General features: G+C 72.4%; 11 protein-coding genes. 6 read left to right on the top strand and 5 right to left on the bottom strand.

All coding sequences use genetic code 11. The annotated features are described in order from the left end of the window. Positions 1-129: 129 nt before the first annotated feature. Positions 130-951 (top strand): RDD family protein, encoded by an 822-nt coding sequence (locus tag NHG27_RS07830; protein ID WP_497015650.1) that lies wholly within the window; start codon positions 130-132, stop codon positions 949-951. On the opposite strand, the gene NHG27_RS07825 is transcribed toward NHG27_RS07830, so the two are convergent. The 5 genes from NHG27_RS07825 to ahcY form a co-directional block, all read right to left on the bottom strand. Beyond that, on the bottom strand, positions 863-2,260 hold the full coding sequence (locus NHG27_RS07825) for an acyltransferase family protein (protein ID WP_497015648.1): 1,398 nt from the start codon (positions 2,258-2,260) through the stop codon (positions 863-865). The genes NHG27_RS07830 and NHG27_RS07825 overlap by 89 nt on opposite strands. Before the next feature lie 152 nt (positions 2,261-2,412). Further along, a complete protein-coding gene (locus tag NHG27_RS07820) occupies positions 2,413-3,072 on the bottom strand; it encodes a response regulator transcription factor (protein ID WP_193719971.1) in 660 nt (219 codons plus the stop codon). Positions 3,073-3,152: 80 nt separating this feature from the next. After that, positions 3,153-4,634 carry a sensor histidine kinase gene (locus NHG27_RS07815; protein WP_497015647.1) on the bottom strand — a complete coding sequence of 494 codons (1,482 nt, stop codon included), beginning with the start codon at positions 4,632-4,634 and terminating at the stop codon, positions 3,153-3,155. 120 nt (positions 4,635-4,754) lie between these two features. After that, positions 4,755-6,188 (bottom strand): hypothetical protein, encoded by a 1,434-nt coding sequence (locus tag NHG27_RS07810; protein WP_193719969.1) that lies wholly within the window; start codon positions 6,186-6,188, stop codon positions 4,755-4,757. A gap of 204 nt (positions 6,189-6,392) precedes the next feature. Beyond that, a complete protein-coding gene (gene ahcY / locus NHG27_RS07805) occupies positions 6,393-7,916 on the bottom strand; it encodes an adenosylhomocysteinase (RefSeq protein WP_497015645.1) in 1,524 nt (507 codons plus the stop codon). A gap of 613 nt (positions 7,917-8,529) precedes the next feature. Between ahcY and NHG27_RS07800 the strand changes: the two genes are divergently transcribed. From NHG27_RS07800 to NHG27_RS07780, 5 genes are all read left to right on the top strand, one after another. Further along, positions 8,530-9,957: a quaternary amine ABC transporter ATP-binding protein gene (locus tag NHG27_RS07800; protein WP_497015643.1), complete on the top strand. Its 1,428-nt coding sequence runs from the start codon at positions 8,530-8,532 to the stop codon at positions 9,955-9,957. Beyond that, complete coding sequence (locus NHG27_RS07795) at positions 9,954-10,829, top strand: ABC transporter permease (protein WP_193719966.1); 876 nt, start codon at positions 9,954-9,956, stop codon at positions 10,827-10,829. The genes NHG27_RS07800 and NHG27_RS07795 overlap by 4 nt, the downstream gene beginning before the upstream one ends. Before the next feature lie 105 nt (positions 10,830-10,934). Further along, positions 10,935-11,855, top strand: a complete 921-nt coding sequence (locus NHG27_RS07790; protein ID WP_193719965.1) for a glycine betaine ABC transporter substrate-binding protein — start codon at positions 10,935-10,937, stop codon at positions 11,853-11,855. A 240-nt stretch (positions 11,856-12,095) separates the two neighbouring features. After that, entirely contained in the window at positions 12,096-14,303 is a 2,208-nt protein-coding gene (locus NHG27_RS07785; protein ID WP_497015640.1) for a sunset domain-containing protein, read from the top strand. A 226-nt stretch (positions 14,304-14,529) separates the two neighbouring features. Beyond that, entirely contained in the window at positions 14,530-17,049 is a 2,520-nt protein-coding gene (locus tag NHG27_RS07780; RefSeq protein WP_497015639.1) for a DUF8696 domain-containing protein, read from the top strand. Positions 17,050-17,174 lie beyond the last annotated feature (125 nt).

Genomic DNA, 17,174 nt, shown 5'->3' with positions numbered 1-17,174 from the left:
GCTACCCTGCCACACCTTGCCCTACAGTGGGCCGGACCCCCTCGTGGCGCCCCGGGCACCGGCCCGCTGTGGGGCAAGGTGTGGCCACGACGACCCCTCGACCCTGTCGACGACCCTGGAGGAGCACGCGTGCGAGACGGCATCCTGACCGGCGAGGGCGTGGTCCTCGACGCACGACCCGCGTCGTTCGTGACGCGGGCCCTGGGGGCCGTGATCGACCTGGTGGCGATCGGTGTGGTCCTGCTGAGCCTCGTGTTCGCGGTCGCGGGGGCCGCGCTCAACGCCGTCAGCATCGACTTCGCCCCGGCCGTGTGGATCGTCCTCACGGTCCTGGTCATGGTCGGCATCCCGACGACCGTCGAGACCCTGTCCCGGGGCCGCTCGCTCGGCAAGCTGGCCATGGGCATCAGGGTCGTGCGCGACGACGGCGGCCCGGTCCGTTTCCGGCACGCGTTCATCCGTGCGCTCGTGGGGGTGGGTGAGCTGTGGATGACGTTCGGCTCGGTGGCCGTCGTGGCGTCGTTGTCGAACGACAAGGGCAAGCGGGTCGGCGACATGCTGGCCGGGACGTACGCGATCCGGGTGCGCGGCGGCAGGCCCACGTACGCGGCGATCGCGATGCCGCCCTACCTGGCCGGGTGGGCCGCGCACGCCGACATGCGCCGGCTCCCCGACGGGCTGGCCCTCGCGGTCCGCCAGTTCCTCGGTCGCGCCGCGGGGCTCAACCCGGCCTCGCGCGTGCGGGTGGGCCAGGACCTCGCGGGCCGGATCGAGCGGTTCGTGGCTCCGGGCCCGCCGCCCGGGACTCCTGCCGAGGACTTCCTGTGCGCGGTCCTGGCCGAGCGGCGCAGCCGCGACTGGGTCAGCGCCCAGCGGGGACGCGAGCTGGCTCGCGAGCAGGGCGAGATGCTGCACCGCCTGCCGTACTCGGTGCCCGACCCTCGGCACTGACGGGCACCGTCACCGGTCCCGCCACCGGGGTCTCGAGGCGTCCGAAGACGCGCACGAGCCCTGCGAGCACGAGGCCCGCGGCCCCGAACCACAGCGGACGAGCGGCCCACCAGTCGGCGCTCCACGAGGCGGGCAGCGGTGTCCCGAGCCCGAGGAGGACGACACCGAGCACCACGAACATCGCGGTCAGGTGCCACAGGTACAGCGTCATGGACCGGGCCGCGACCCACGTCACGAGCGCGGCCCCGCGCCCGCCCGCCCAGCGCACGACGGCGTCGCGCACCGCGAGCGCGACGCTCACCTGGAGCACCGCGTGGACCACGGCGAGCGCCGTGGGCGGGCCGAGGTTGGAGATCGCGTCGCCGGGCATCCCGATGAGGCTCGGGGGGTAGGGGCCGAGCACGACCAGGGCCACCATGGCGGCGAGCGCGGCGCCGGCCACGAGGGCGAGCGTGCGGCGCGCGGGCAGCGCGTCGCGCCGGACCAGGTCGACGTAGGCGATGCCCAGGACGTACGGCACGGCCCAGCCGAGCAGCACGTTGGCCACGGCGACCTGCTCGAGGCCCGCGGCGAAGCGCAGCACGTCCACGACCAGGGGCGCGGCGACGACGGCCGCGACCGCGCGCCACCCCCATGCCCGGTAGGCGCGCAGCAGGGCCGGGGTGATCGCGAGCAGCAGCAGGTAGACCCCGAGGAACCACAGGAGCTGTGGCGCGATCCGCGCGACCTGCCGCACCGCGCCCTCGGGCACGCCCAGCAGGGGCAGTGCGACGACGGCCACGGCCCAGGCGCCGACGAACGCCGCGACGGGCTTCCAGATGCGTGGCATGCGGCGCCGCACCACGTCCCACCCGGCCGCGACGAGGCCGGGTGCGTCGGAGCCCGCCCGGTCGCCCTGGTGGCGGGCTCCGGGGAGGCGGGCGGCGCCGTCGGGCCGGCGCCAGAGCTGGTACGCGGCCGAGGCCCCGGCCGCGAAGAACAGCAGGGGCAGGACCTGCAGGACCCAGGTGAGCGTCCACGCGCCGCCGTGGGCCAGGGCGTTGCCGATGCCCAGGCGTTCGCCGTCCCACGTGACCTCGGGCATGAGCCAGTGCACGCTCAGGACCGCGAGGGTCGCGAGGGCGCGGACGGCGTCGACGAACACGTCGCGCCGGGCCGTGGTCGGTGCGGGGTCCCGACGGCGCAGCGCCGGCTCGTGCGGTCTCCTCGCCCGGGCGGCGGGGCCGGTCGGGCGGGCGCGTGAGGCGCGCGTCGGGACGCTAGGCCGCGCGGGTCGGACGGGGGTCTGAGGGACGTCGACGACGGCCACGGGTGCTCCTCGGGAACGGGGGGAAACGGTTCCCCACCAGTCTCGAAGATCCCGGTACGTCCCGGAATGGGACCCTCCCCCGAGGGCCGGGCGGCGCGCCGGTCACCGCCCCGGGGGATGTCCCCCCGGTGCCCGGCGGCGCCGCGGGCGGCTCAGTCCCGCAGGTACCTCAGGACCGCGAGCACCCGGCGGTGGTCCCCCGCGTCCTGCGGCAGGCCGAGCTTGCCGAAGATCGCCGTGACGTTCTTCTCGACCGCCCCGTAGGACAGGAACAGGTTCTCGGCGATCGCGGTGTTCGAGCGCCCCTGCGCCATGAGCCCGAGGACCTCGCGCTCGCGCGGCGTGAGGCGGGCCAGGCCGTCGTCCGAGCGCGAGGCGCCCATGAGCTGGCTCACGACCTCAGGGTCGAGCACGGTCTGACCTGCGGCGATGCGGGTCAGGGCGTCGAGGAACTCGCTCACGTCCGCGACGCGGTCCTTGAGGAGGTACCCGACCCCCTCCGCGCCGCCCGTGAGGAGCTCGCTCACGAACCGGGTCTCGACGTACTGCGAGAACAGCAGCACACCCAGCCCTGGCGACGCGGCGCGCAGGGAGAGCGCCGCGCGCAGCCCTTCGTCGGTGAACGTCGGAGGCATGCGGATGTCGATGATGACGACGTCGGGCAGCTCGCCGAGGGCAGCGAGCCGCGCGACCTCCGCGACGAGGGCGTCGCCGTCGCCCACGGCCGCGACGACCTCGTGGCCACGACGGGTGAGGAGGGCGACGAGGCCGTCGCGCAGGATGACGGAGTCCTCGGCGATCACGAGCCGCACGGTGGTACCTCTTCTGTGTCGAGGGGTCGGCCCGAGCGCCTCGGTCGAGGCACCCGGGCCGGCGACGGACGGGGGGGCGGTCAGACCCTGCTCGGCAGGACGACCGTGACCACCGTAGGCCCACCGATCGGGCTCACGAGGTCCAACGTGCCGTCGACCGAGCGAACCCGTTCCTCGAGCCCCGCGAGCCCGGACCGGTGGCCGCGCGCGTCGGGGGTCGAGACGCGTGCACCGCCCTGGCCGTCGTCGCGCACCCGCAGGCGCAGCCGCGACCCCTGCTCCTCGACGAGCACGTAGACGCCCGTGGCGCGGGCGTGCTTCGCGGCGTTCGTCACGAGCTCGGCGACGCAGAAGTACGCGATGGTCTCGACGGCGGGCGACGGGTCGATGCGCGGGTCGACGTCGACCGTCACGGGCAGCGGCGACCTGGCTGCGAGCGTCTCCAGCGCGACCGCGAGGCCGTTGTCGAGCGCGGGCGGGTGGATGCCCCGGGCCAGCTCGCGGAGCTCGACGAGCGCCTCCTTGGTCGAGGCGTGCGCGTTGTCGACCAGCTCGAGCGCCTCGTTCGCGTCGCCCCCGGACGCGAGCTGCTCCTTGGCCTCGCCGAGCTGCATCGCGACCGCCACGAGCCGGGCCTGGGTGCCGTCGTGCAGGTCGCGCTCGATGCGGCGCAGCTTGGCGTCGGCGTCCTCGACGGTCTTGCCGCGGGACTTCTCGAGGTCCGCCACGCGCAGGCTCGCGCGCGTGGGACCGAGCAGGTTGATCGTCAGGAGGCGGAAGAGCTGGGCGAAGCCGCGCACGAGCTGCGGCCACAGCCACCACAGCGCGATCCCCACCGCAGCGAGCGCCGACTGCCGCAGGGGCGTGTCGACGTACCAGTCGGGCGCCATCTGGGCACCGCGGTGCCACTCGCCGTCGGCGCCGAGCTGCTCGGGCAGGTACTGCGACCAGAGCCAGTGCGTCGCGGCCCCGAGCGACACGAAGAAGAACGTGACCGTGACCACGAACGCGGTGAGTGCGAGCGGGAACGTCACGAACATGAACGTCATGGCGCGCCACCCGGGTCCGTCCGAGAGGTTCGACCAGAGCGAGCGCCAGAAGCCCCCGCGGGGCTCGTGCGGTGCGGGGGCGAGCACGTCGACCGAGAGCATCGAGCGTGCCATCGAGCGGTACATCCCGCCCCAGCCGCGCGCCCCGAGGACCAGGCCCCCCGAGACCAGGAGCCCGACGACCGTGACCAGGATGCCCGCGGTGAAGCTCACGGTGAAGACCACGTACGTGAACGCGAACGGGGTGAAGAACAGCGACAGCCACAGGTAGCCGAACTCTCGCCAGGTCTGGCCGGCGAACGGGGCCTGGAGGAAGCCCACGGGCTCGCGCAGGTCGACGTAGCGGGGGTCGAGGTCGGCGGCGACGCGTCCGAGACGGGGCGACGAGCCGCTGGTCGGCGAGGCGGGCAGCGGCTCGGTAGCACCGGTGGGCGGAGTCGGGTACCCCGGCGAGGGCTCGCGTGCGGGGGCGGCATCGCCGGACGGCGGCTGGGGGGATGTCACAGCAGACATGGTGGCAGGACTCCTGGATGTGGTTCGAGCGGTCCCACCAGTCTTCCCGGTCGGGGCGCACGTGCCCAGGGTGCGCGCCGCCGTCGTGCAGGGGGGTTGTCCCCCATGTCCCGGGCCGCGCTACGGCGCGGCGGGCGTCCGGGACTCCTCCGGGGCGGGCCCCTCCTGCCCGACGGCGCCGCCCGGCTCGTCCGGTCCGCTCACCGCCGCCGCACCGCGGGCGGGCGCGGACACCACCTGGATCGCGACCACGAGGACGGCCGCGACCAGGGCGATCACGAGGATCGTGCTGCCGCTCGGGTAGCGCGAGAACACCAGCACCGTCAGCGAACCGGCCAGGACCAGTCCGATCAGCGGCCAGCGCAGCCTCGCCACCCAGACCTCGTACGGGTGCGGGGCCCGGCCGCCGTCCCCCGCGTGCCCTCGGCTCGCGGCGCGCACGAGCCGGTTGAAGCCGCCGCGCACGGCCACGGCCGACCGGCTCGGACCCGTGAGGTACGCGGCGAGCGCGACTACCAGCCCGAACGCGAACACCGCGCGCAGCGACGTGCGCAGCGGGACGAGGACCGCGTCGATGAGCGCCGTCGCGGCCGCGGGCGACAGGGTGTCCGAGGGCACCGCGCCCAGGTACAGCGAGCGGCCGACCGTGACCCCGATCGCGAGGAGCGCCATCGCGACGACGTACGCGACGCCGGCGAGCACCACGGCACGACGGCGACGGCCACGGGGCGCCGCCCACACCGCCCCGGCCGCGACGAGCAGCGAGAGCCACGGCAGCACGTTCGCCGCCTTGTTCAGGAACGCCACCGCACGCTGGGCGGTGACGACGTCGTCCGAGGTGAACAGCACGAACTGCGGGTTGATCGACGGCAGGTTCTCCACGAACGTGAAGCCGCGCGCCGAGAGCCGCTGCGTGACCTCGTCGATCATGGGGCCGAGCGAGAGCGTGACCTGCCCGTTCGCGTCGGCCGTGACCGACGTGTCCCCCTCCCCCGTGAGCACCGAGACGAGGTTCTTGTGGGCCTGACGGTTCGCGACGATCCACAGCTCCTCGAACCGCGGGGACGTGACCAGGCGGTCCACGGTCGAGCGCACGAACGACTCGCCCTGGCTCGCGAGCAGCGGCGCCAGCCCCATGACCTGCGGCGGGAGACGCTCGGCGTTCTGGGTGAGCGTCGTGAGCGCCTGCGTCGTGAGGGTCTCGAGGTCGATCCGGTCCAGGATCGCCGCGCTGACCTTGGAGCTGACCTCGGCCTGGATCGCAGGGTCCGCGCCGAGCGGCGTCACGGTCGCCACGTAGTGGTCGGTGTCCATGATCTCCGCGCGCACGTACCGCGCCAGGACCGAGCCGAGCATCAGGACACCCGCCAGGACCAGCAGCACCGCGACGGACGTCCACCGCAGCCACCCGCCCCGACGCCGACCGACCGGACCGGAGGGCTCGACCGGCGGCGCGGCGCGATCGGCGCGCAGACGCCGGACCTCGGCACGCAGGGCCTCGAGCTCTGCTCGCTCGGAGTCGCTGATCGTGGGCTCGCTCGGGACCGTCGCCATCGTCTTCTCCTGTCGGCGCTGCTGGGACCATCGTCGCGCAGGACCCCTGAAAGCGCTCAGGGTGACAGGGTGAACCGCCGGCGGCGACGGTCCGGGGCCCGGGCGACGCATCGACCCCACCCGGGGCGACCACCACGAAGGGCCGGGCTCCTCCTGGAACCCGGCCCTGCGCCGTCGGGCCCCCTCAGGGGCGCGCGGGTCCGCTCAGTAGCGGTAGTGCTCCGGCTTGTACGGCCCCTCGACCGGGATGCCGAGGTAGTCGGCCTGGCTCTTCGAGAGCTCGGTCAGGCGCACGCCCAGCGCGTCGAGGTGCAGGCGCGCGACCTTCTCGTCGAGGACCTTGGGCAGGCGGTACACCTCGCGCTCGTACGTCCGCTCGCCCTCCGGGCGCTTGCTGTCCTCGAACAGCTCGATCTGGCCGATGACCTGGTTCGAGAACGAGTTGCTCATGACGAACGACGGGTGCCCCGTCGCGTTGCCCAGGTTGAGCAGGCGCCCCTCGGACAGGACGATGATCGAGCGCGGCTCCTCGCCGTCGGCTGCGGGGAAGGTCCACTCGTGGACCTGCGGCTTGATCTCGGTGCGCGTGATGCCCGGGATCTGCGCGAGCCCGGCCATGTCGATCTCGTTGTCGAAGTGACCGATGTTCCCGACGATCGCCTTGTTCTTCATCGCGGCCATGTGCTCGGCCGTGACCACGTCCTTGTTGCCCGTGGTCGTGATGAAGAAGTCGGCCTCGCCCAGGACGTCCTCGATGCGCGCGACCTGGTAGCCGTCCATCGCGGCCTGCAGCGCGCAGATCGGGTCGACCTCCGAGACGATGACGCGCGCGCCCTGGCCGCGGAACGCCTCGGCAGCGCCCTTGCCCACGTCGCCGTAGCCCGCGACGAACGCGACCTTGCCGCCCATGAGGACGTCGGTCGCACGGTTGATGCCGTCGGGCAGCGAGTGCCGGATGCCGTACTTGTTGTCGAACTTCGACTTGGTGACGGAGTCGTTGACGTTGATCGCCGGGAACAGCAGCTCGCCCGACTCGGCGAGCTGGTACAGGCGGTGCACGCCCGTGGTGGTCTCCTCGGTCACGCCGAGGAGCTGCTCGGCGATGCCCGTCCAGCGCAGCGGGTCGGCCGCGAGCGCGCGGCGCAGGACGGCGCGCACGACGTTCATCTCGTGCGTGTGGTCCGGCTCGCCCGGCAGGGTGTCCGGGGGGACCGTGCCGAGGCGCTCGTACTGCAGGCCCAGGTGGACGAGCATGGTCGCGTCACCGCCGTCGTCGAGGATGAGGTTCGCGCCCTCGTCGCCCGGCCACAGCAGGATCTGCTCGGTGCAGTCCCAGTACTCCTCGAGGCTCTCGCCCTTCCAGGCGAAGACCGGGACGCCCTGCGGGTCCTCGGGCGTGCCGTGCGGACCGACGGCGATCGCCGCGGCGGCCTCGTCCTGCGTCGAGAAGATGTTGCAGCTCGCCCAGCGCACCTGCGCACCGAGCGCGACGAGGGTCTCGATGAGGACGGCCGTCTGGACGGTCATGTGGAGCGAGCCCGCGATGCGTGCGCCGGCCAGCGGCTGAGACGCACCGAACTCGGCCCGCAGCGCCATGAGCCCGGGCATCTCGTGCTCGGCGAGGCGGATCTGGTGGCGACCCGCCTCGGCGAGGGACAGGTCGCGGACCTTGTAGCGGCCGGGGACCTCGTCGAACGAGGCCTGGGCGGCGGGCGTGGCAGAAGACATGGTGCTCCGAACGACGGTTCCGACGGTGTCGCTCCAGACTACCGGGGGCGCCTCGCACGTCGCCGGGGGCGCTCACCGCGCCGCCGGGGGCGCTCACCGTGCCGCCGGGCAGGTGGCGCGGTGAGCGGCGCCGGTCAGCGCGGATGCCCCGTGCGCCGGACTCGAGAGCGGCGACCTTGGCCATCCCGACGACGCGGTCCACCCGCTCGCGGTAGCAGATCTGCTTGACCAAATCAAGGTCACGAAGCGATAACGATCCCAGAATTGGTCAAAGCCGCGCGGTTGCAACGATAAGTCAGCAAAGGATCTCCCTCGAATCCGCCATGCACGCCTGCCGCTCGGTAGCAATTCGACCTCGGATCGGGCAGGGTGCTGGAGACAGATCGACTCGACGAGGTGCGGCCCCACGCCGCTCCTCGACGGGTCAGAGCCCGCTGCGACGTGCGGTGGCCACCCACCCGGGCGGCCCCCGGCAGCAGGCCTCGATCCGGTGGACCGTGACGCGCCTGACGGCGCTGAGCGCACCGGGAGGTCGCAGCCAGGTCACCCTGGCGCCCTCCGCGGAGCGTTCCGGACCCGCCACGACACCTGGAAGGTGGCGAGACCCGCCAGCATGACCGCAAGCAGCACCAGCACGAGCACGAGCACGAGCACCGAGCCACCCACGTCGACCGCACCCGTCCTCATCCCGGTCGACACCGAGCCCTTCCCCGGCGCCCACGGCGCCGACCCCCTGCCTGACGACCGGCCCGTGGCCGTGAGCGTCCAGGGCGTCTACAAGGTCTTCGGCCGCCGCCCCCAGGAAGCGGTCCGGCGCCTCAAGGACGGTGCGAGCCGCGCCGACGTCAAGCCCCTGGGGACGGCCGCCGTCATCGACGCGAGCTTCGACGTCAAGCAGGGCGAGATCTTCGTCGTCATGGGCCTGTCCGGCTCGGGCAAGTCGACCCTGATCCGCATGCTCAACGGGCTGTGGAAGCCCACGGCGGGCCACGTCCTGCTGGGCGACGCCGACCTCGCGACCGTGAGCGCCAAGGAGCTGCGCGCACTGCGCCGCAGCCGCGTCAGCATGGTCTTCCAGCACTTCGCGCTGCTCCCCCACCGCACGGTGCTCGACAACGCCGCGTACCCCCTCGAGATCCAGGGCATGGGCAAGGCCGAGCGGCGCGAGAAGGCCCAGCAGGCCCTCGACCTCGTGGGCCTGGGCGGCTGGCAGGACTCCCTGCCCTCGCAGCTCTCCGGCGGCATGCGCCAGCGCGTCGGCCTCGCCCGCGCGCTCGCCGCCGACACCGACATCCTGCTCATGGACGAGGCGTTCTCCGCGCTCGACCCGCTCATCCGGCGCGAGATGCAGGAACAGCTCCTCGACCTGCAGCAGACCCTGGGCAAGACCATCATCTTCATCACGCACGACCTCAACGAGGCCATGCACCTGGGCGAGCGGATCGCGGTCATGCGCGACGGCCGCACGGTCCAGATCGGCACGGCCGAGGAGATCCTGTCCGACCCCGCGAACGACTACGTCGCGCAGTTCGTCGCCGACGTCGACCGCACCCGGGTCCTGACGGCCGCCTCCCTCATGGTCCGGCCCACGGCCGTCGTCCCCCTCGGCGGCGGCCCCCGCGTCGCGAGCCGCACCATGCGCGAGGCGCAGGTGTCGGCGGCCTTCGTCGTCGACCGTCAGCGGGTCCTGCGCGGCGTCGTCCGTGACGACGACGCGGTCGCGCTCCTCAAGTCGAGCGGCGACCACGCCACGAGCATCGAGTCGATCGTGCACGACGGCGTCGCGCCCGTGAGCGTCGACACCCCCCTCTCGGAGCTCTTCGCACCGGCGGCCGAGTCACCGCTGCCCATCGCCGTGACGGACGACAAGAACCGCCTGGTGGGCGTCATCCCGCGCGTGACCCTGCTCGAGGCCATGGTGCCGCCCACGCTCGACGAGCCCGACGTGCCCGACGCCGACGGGACGGACGAACCGTCCCCGACGACCGGAGGCGACACCGTCGCAGGAGACGTCCCCACCACGGAAGGAGCGGACGCGTGAGCGCCACCGACACGTTCATCCCCCGCCTGCCGCTCGGTGACTGGGTCGACGTGTTCGTCACCTGGCTCATCGCGACGTTCAAGCCCTTCTTCGCGGTCGTCAAGGACGTCCTGCTGACCTGCTACGACGCCCTCGCGTCGGTCCTCCAGGGGCCGCCGTTCGTCGTCGTCGCGCTCGTCCTGGCCGCCCTCGCGTTCTTCGCCAAGGGATGGCGGCTCGCCGTCACGACCCTCGTCGGGTTCGTCGTCATCGCGAGCGTCGACCAGTGGGACAACGCGATGGCGACGCTCGCCCTCGTGCTCGTGGCCAGCGTGATCGCGCTCGCGATCGGCATCCCGCTGGGCATCTGGGCCGCCCGGAACGACAAGGTCTCACGCGTCGTGCGCCCGGTGCTCGACTTCATGCAGACCATGCCGGGGTTCGTCTACCTCATCCCCATGGTCATGATCTTCCTCACGGGCGCCGTCCCCGGCATCGTCGCGACCGTCGTGTTCGCGCTCGCCCCCGGCGTCCGCTTCACCGAGCTGGGCATCCGGCAGGTGGACTCCGAGGTCGTCGAGGCCGGCCACGCGTTCGGTTCCACCCCCGGGCGCATCCTGCGCCAGATCCAGCTCCCCCTCGCCATGCCGACCATCATGGCCGGCGTCAACCAGGTCATCATGCTCTCGCTCTCGATGGTCGTGCTCGCCGGCCTGGTCGGCGCGGGCGGCCTCGGAGGCGACGTCGTCGCGGCGCTCCAGCGCATCAACATCTCGCTCGGCTTCGAGGCGGGCCTGTCCGTGGTGATCCTCGCGGTCTTCCTCGACCGTGTCACCGCAGCGCTCAGCACCCGCTCGCCCGTCGCCAAGGCGCTCGCCGCCACGGCCGTCTGAGCCTCCGCCCGCCCGGTCCCGACCGGGCGGCCCCGCACTCCCTGCACCACCACCACCCAGACGGGTCTCGCCGCGCCAGCGGCCTGCCCGCGAAGGAAGGACACCATGTCTCCCGCACGTCACCACCAGGCCCGTCGTCGCACCGCGGTCGTCGCCTCCACGCTGGCCCTGGGCCTCGGGCTCTCGGCCTGCGCCTCAGGCACCGACGCCGGCGGCTCGGGCGAGGCCGACAAGGACATCACCATCGCGATCCACTCGGGCTGGGACGAGGGCATCGCCGTCTCCCACCTGTTCAAGGCGATCCTCGAGGACGAGGGCTACGACGTCAGCACCGAGACCGCCGACCCCGGGATCGTCTACACGGGCATGGCCGGGGGCGACTTCGACCTGAACTTCGACATGTGGCTCCCGCTCACGCACGCCGACTACAAGAAGCAGTACGGCGACGACCTCGAGGACCTCGGTTACTGGTACGACGACGCCAAGCTGACCATCGCGGTCAACGAGGACGCCCCGGTCGACAGCCTCGAGGAGCTCGCCGCGAACGCCGACCAGTTCGACAACCGTCTCGTCGGCATCGAGTCCGGCGCGGGCCTGACCCGCATCACCCAGGACGAGGCCATCCCGGGCTACGGACTCGACGAGATGGACTTCGTCATCTCCTCGACGCCCGCCATGCTCGCCGAGCTCAAGAGCAAGACCGACGCGGGCGAGAACGTCGCCGTGACGCTGTGGCGTCCCCACTGGGCCTACGACGCGTTCCCCGTCAAGGACCTCGAGGACCCGAAGGGCGCCATGGGCGAGGCCGAGAAGATCCACACGGTCGCACGCACCGGCTTCACCGAGGACCACCCCGACGTCGCGTCCTGGATCTCCGCGCTGACCCTGACCGACGAGCAGCTCTTCTCGCTCGAGAACATCATGTTCAACGAGAACGGCGGCTCCGACAACGACGCCTCGGTGCGTGAGTGGCTCGAGGCGAACCCGACGTTCGTCGACGACCTCAAGGCCGCCGCGAAGGCCTGACCTCCGCTCCCCGCCTCGCGACAGGCCGGCACCCCACGTGGGTGCCGGCCTGTCGTGCGTCCAGGCCCGACGGCGGCGGGGACCTCCCGTGCGCGGGCCGGGCTCCGCCGTCGGGCCCGCGGAAGAACTTCACCCGCTCGAGGCGGGCCGATCCCGTCCACGAGCGCCCACGGGCGGTGGGCGACGGCTAGTCTCGGGTCGCCGACCCACGGTGGGACGGCCACACGAAGTGGAGCCCGCATGTCTCGTCCCTCGTCCTCCCGCCGGTTCCCCGGGCTGCTGACAGCGGCCGTCACGGCACTGTCGATCCTCGTGGCCCCCGCGGCCGTCGCGGCACCTGCCGGCCCCGAACCTGTCGGCAGCGCACAGGTCTCGTCCGCTGGGGACCCGGTCCCCCCGCCGGCCCCCGTCGTGGTGCCGCCCACCGACCGACCGGTGATCGGCGGGATCCCGGTCCCGGGCGAGACGGTCACCGTCTACACCCTGCCGTGGTCGCCGGAGGACGTGACGCTCACCTACCAGTGGTTCGCCGAGCACGAGGGCACCACCGTTCCGGTCGCCGGCGCCACCGGCCCCGATCTGCTCGTGACCGACGACCTGATGGGCGCGACGCTCCTCGCCGAGGTCACGGGCTCCGCGACCGGCGCCGACCCGGTCACCGTGAGGACCGCCCCGACGCCCCCGGTCAGCGCGAGGATCCTGGGCGACTTCGTCCCGACGATCGTCGGGAAGCCAGCGTTCGGCTCGACCCTGTCGGTCACCACCCCCACCTGGCCCGTTCCCGTCGACCTGAGGTACGAGTGGTTCCGCGACGGTGTGTCGACGGCCTACGGCGAACCGACGTACCGCCCGCTCCTGACCGACGTCGGCGCCCGCATCTCGGTCAGGGTCACGGCGTCCCGTCCCGGGTACGAGGCCGTGACCGCTGCCAGCACCCCCACGACACCCGTGACCCTCGCCGCGTTCACGACCTCACCCGATCCCACGCTCGCCGGGACAGTCCGGGTCGGCTCGCGCGTGGACGCCATGACCGGTCGCTGGACCGAGGGCGCGAGCTTCACCTACCAGTGGCTCGTCGACGGCAAGCCCGTCCCCGGGGCCACCGCCTCCACCTACACCCCCGTCGCTGCGGACCACGGCAAGAAGCTCGCCGTCACGCTGAGGGCATCCAGGTACGGGTACGAGACCGTGGCCCGGACGAGCGCCGCGCAGGTCGTCGCCGCGGGCGTGTTCTCGGCGTCGCCGGTCCCGGTCGTCGCGGGAGCGGTCCGGGTCGGGAGCAAGCTCACCGCCCAGCCCGGGACCTGGACCCCCGGAGCCACCTTCACCTACCAGTGGAAGGCCAACAACCTCGCGATCAAGGGCGCGACCACCGCGACCTACACCCCCACCGCGACCGACCTCGGCAAGCGCCTGACCCTCACCGTCACCGCCACCCGCACCGGCTACACCACCAAGACCCTCACCAGCACCGCCACCACCGCCGTCACCGCCGGCATCTTCACCACCGCCCCCGCACCCAAGATCACCGGCACCGCACGCGTCGGCTCCACCCTCACCGCCTCACGCGGCACCTGGTCCCCCACCGCGACCTACACCTACCAGTGGAAGCGCAACGGCATCGCCATCAAGGGCGCCACCCGCTCCACCTACACCCTCACCACCGCCGACCACGCCAAGCGCATCACGTTCACCGTCACCGCCAAGCGCACCGGCTACACCACCACCACCCGCACCAGCACCGCCACCGCCACCGTCGTCAAGCCCTTCACCACGACCAAGGCCCCCACCATCACCGGCACCGCACGCGTCGGCTCCACCCTCCGAGCCACCGCACCCACCTGGACCCCCGCCGCCACCACCACGACCTACCAGTGGAAGGCCAACGGCACCCCCATCACCGGAGCCACCCGCAACACCCTCACCCTCACCACCGCCCACCACGGCAAGACCATCACCGTCACCACCACCGGCAAGCGCACCGCCTACATCACCGCCACCCGCACCAGCACCCCCACCGCGGCAGTGACCCGTGCGTTCGCGTCCACGTCCGCTCCGGTGGTCTCCGGCAACGCCTGGTTGGGCACCACGCTCTCGGCGTGGACCCCGGCATGGTCGCCCAGCGCGTCGCTGACCTACACCTGGAAGCGGGACGGCGTCACGATCCCCGGCGCGCGCAGCACGTCCTACCGCCTGACCGCGAGCGACGTGGGCAAGCGGATCACCGTGACCGTCACGGGATCGCGCTCCACCTACGCGACGGCGAGCCGCGTGAGCGCTCCGACCGCGAAGGTCAGCAGCTGCCGTGTCAAGGGGAACCACTCCAGCTCGGGCGAGTGGATCTACCACGTACCGGGAGGCCAGTTCTACGCCGTGACCATCCCTGAGGCGTGCTTCGACACCGAGGCGCAGGCCGTCGCGGCGGGCTACCGCAAGTCGAAGCGGTAGCGCTTGCTCGCCCGTCCTGGGCTCGAAGAGGGGTCGGCTCCGTCGGGAGTCGGCCCCTCTTTCGTCCGGCGGGCCTGCCGCCCCGTGCGGGCCGGGTGTCGACCACCGGATAATTCACCCGCCCCTGCTCGCCCAGAAGGGACATTTCGGTATCCGCAGGCACTCCAGTACCACTAGTCTCTGGTCGCCGACCCACGGTGGGGCGGCTACTCGAAGTGGAGCCCGCATGTCACGAACCTCCTCCGCGCGCCACCGCGCGCGGATCCTCACGGCGACGGTCACGGCCCTGTCGCTGTTCGTCGGTCCCGTCGCCCTTGCCGGCGCCGCGAAGGCAGAGCCGACCGCCGAGCCCGCGGCGGTCGAGACTGCCGTCGAGGCCCCTCCCGCTCCTGAGCCGCCTGCCGCAGGAGGACCGGGCGAGGCCGCTCCCACCGAGCCGGCGGTCGACGAGACCCCGACCGTCGTCGCACCGGAGCAGGCCCCCGCTGTCACGGGGACACCGCAGGTCGGTGCCACCGTCACGGTCACGAGCGACGGCTGGACCCCGGCCGCCACGGCGCTCACGTACCAGTGGTTCGCGGACGAGATCGCGATCGAGGGTGCGACCGAGGCCACCCTCTCGATCCCCGCGACCCTCGCCGGCGTGGTGCTCCGCGCCGACGTGACCGGCACGCTCGACGGCGCAGCTCCCGTGACGATCTCGAGCGCCCCGACGGCACCCGTCTCCGACGGGACGCTCGTCACCACCGTCCCGGTCATCAGCGGCTCTGCGGCCGTCGGGTCGACCCTCACGGTCACGATCCCCTCCTGGTCGCCCGCGGCAGCGCTCTCGATCCAGTGGCTGCGTGACGGCCAGCCGATCCTCGGTGCCACCGGCCCGTCGATCGTCCTGGGCGCCTCCGACGCCGGAGCCTCCTTCAGCGTGAGCGTCACCGGGTCCCTCCCCGGCTACGCGACGCAGTCCGTCGTGAGCGCCTCGACCGCCAAGGTGGCCCTGGCCGTGTTCTCGGCGTCGCCGGTCCCGGTGATCTCCGGGACGGCACGCGTGGGCAGCACCCTCACCGCCCAGCCCGGGACCTGGACCCCCGGAGCGGCCCTGAGCTACCAGTGGAAGGCCAACAACCTCGCGATCAAGGGCGCGACCACCGCGACCTACACCCCCACCGCGACCGACCTCGGCAAGCGCCTGACGATCACCGTCACCGCGACCCGCACCGGCTACACCACCAAGGCCCTCACCAGCACCGCCACGTCCGCCGTCACCGCAGGCGTGTTCTCGGCGTCGCCGGTCCCGGTCGTCGCGGGAGCGGTCCGGGTCGGGAGCAAGCTCACCGCCCAGCCCGGGACCTGGACCCCCGGAGCCACCTTCACCTACCAGTGGAAGGCCAACAACCTCGCGATCAAGGGCGCGACCACCGCGACCTACACCCCCACCGCGACCGACCTCGGCAAGCGCCTGACCCTCACCGTCACCGCCACCCGCACCGGCTACACCACCAAGACCCTCACCAGCACCGCCACCACCGCCGTCACCGCCGGCATCTTCACCACCGCCCCCGCACCCAAGATCACCGGCACCGCACGCGTCGGCTCCACCCTCACCGCCTCACGCGGCACCTGGTCCCCCACCGCGACCTACACCTACCAGTGGAAGCGCAACGGCATCGCCATCAAGGGCGCCACCCGCTCCACCTACACCCTCACCACCGCCGACCACGCCAAGCGCATCACGTTCACCGTCACCGCCAAGCGCACCGGCTACACCACCACCACCCGCACCAGCACCGCCACCGCCACCGTCGTCAAGCCCTTCACCACGACCAAGGCCCCCACCATCACCGGCACCGCACGCGTCGGCTCCACCCTCCGAGCCACCGCACCCACCTGGACCCCCGCCGCCACCACCACGACCTACCAGTGGAAGGCCAACGGCACCCCCATCACCGGAGCCACCCGCAACACCCTCACCCTCACCACCGCCCACCACGGCAAGACCATCACCGTCACCACCACCGGCAAGCGCACCGCCTACATCACCGCCACCCGCACCAGCACCCCCACCGCCAAGGTCGCCTGGCCGGTCGGCATCGCGACCCCGAGGATCACGGGCCAGCCGCAGGCGTCATGGGTCAGCACCGGTCAGAACGCGAAGTTCACCGTCACCGCTACCGGGGGTGGCCTGAGCTACCAGTGGCAGGTCAGCGACGACGGGACGACCTGGACGAACATGGTCGGCAGGACGACGTCCACCCTGTCCTTCACGGCGAAGACCGTCCACGGGAGCAAGCAGTACCGTGTCAAGGTCTCGAACGTCGCCGGGACGAGGTACTCGACGCCGGTGTTCCTCTTCGTCGACTCGACGCGGACCGACCCCTACCGTCCCGGGCACCTGTTCCCGCTGACGTCGTGGATCGGGGTGTTCGGGAGCACGAGCAACACCCCCTACGCAGGCAGCTCCCACCTCCTGACGGCTCCTGCCGCCGTCTGCTACTCGGGCGCGGGCACCGCCTATCCGTGGCTGGACCTCGACGTGGAGTTCGTCGGGTCGAACGGCGTCGTCTACGACGACGGCGACGCCTACGTCCCGGGGAGCATCTGGGAAACGCCGGCGATCGGATACGACGAGTGCGCAGAGTTCACGGCAGTCGCCGTCGTGCCGAGCGCCTACATCTCAGGTGGCACGTGGCGGGTTCGGGACACCTCGTCCTGGGAGTACGTCTCGATCCAGTACGTGGCAAGGTCTTGACCTGCCCGCCCACCTCGCTGCGGTGAGCCTGCCCTGCCCGACGTGCACCCACGTCGGGCCGGGACTCCGCTCGCCGCACCGGTGACTCTGTCTCGACATGACGACGGGCCCGACTCCTGCAGGAG

The sequence above is a fragment of the Oerskovia sp. 140933 genome (assembly GCF_059651515.1).
This window is presented reverse-complemented; position numbering and strand designations above follow the sequence as displayed.

Coding starts and splice junctions, on each gene's coding strand:
- NHG27_RS07780 (WP_497015639.1), top strand. CDS start 14,530: ATGTCACGAACCTCCTCCGCGCGCCACCGCGCGCGGATCCTCACGGCG.
- NHG27_RS07810 (WP_193719969.1), bottom strand. CDS start 6,188: ATGGCGACGGTCCCGAGCGAGCCCACGATCAGCGACTCCGAGCGAGCA.
- ahcY (WP_497015645.1), bottom strand. CDS start 7,916: ATGTCTTCTGCCACGCCCGCCGCCCAGGCCTCGTTCGACGAGGTCCCC.
- NHG27_RS07800 (WP_497015643.1), top strand. CDS start 8,530: ATGACCGCAAGCAGCACCAGCACGAGCACGAGCACGAGCACCGAGCCA.
- NHG27_RS07785 (WP_497015640.1), top strand. CDS start 12,096: ATGTCTCGTCCCTCGTCCTCCCGCCGGTTCCCCGGGCTGCTGACAGCG.
- NHG27_RS07790 (WP_193719965.1), top strand. CDS start 10,935: ATGTCTCCCGCACGTCACCACCAGGCCCGTCGTCGCACCGCGGTCGTC.
- NHG27_RS07815 (WP_497015647.1), bottom strand. CDS start 4,634: ATGTCTGCTGTGACATCCCCCCAGCCGCCGTCCGGCGATGCCGCCCCC.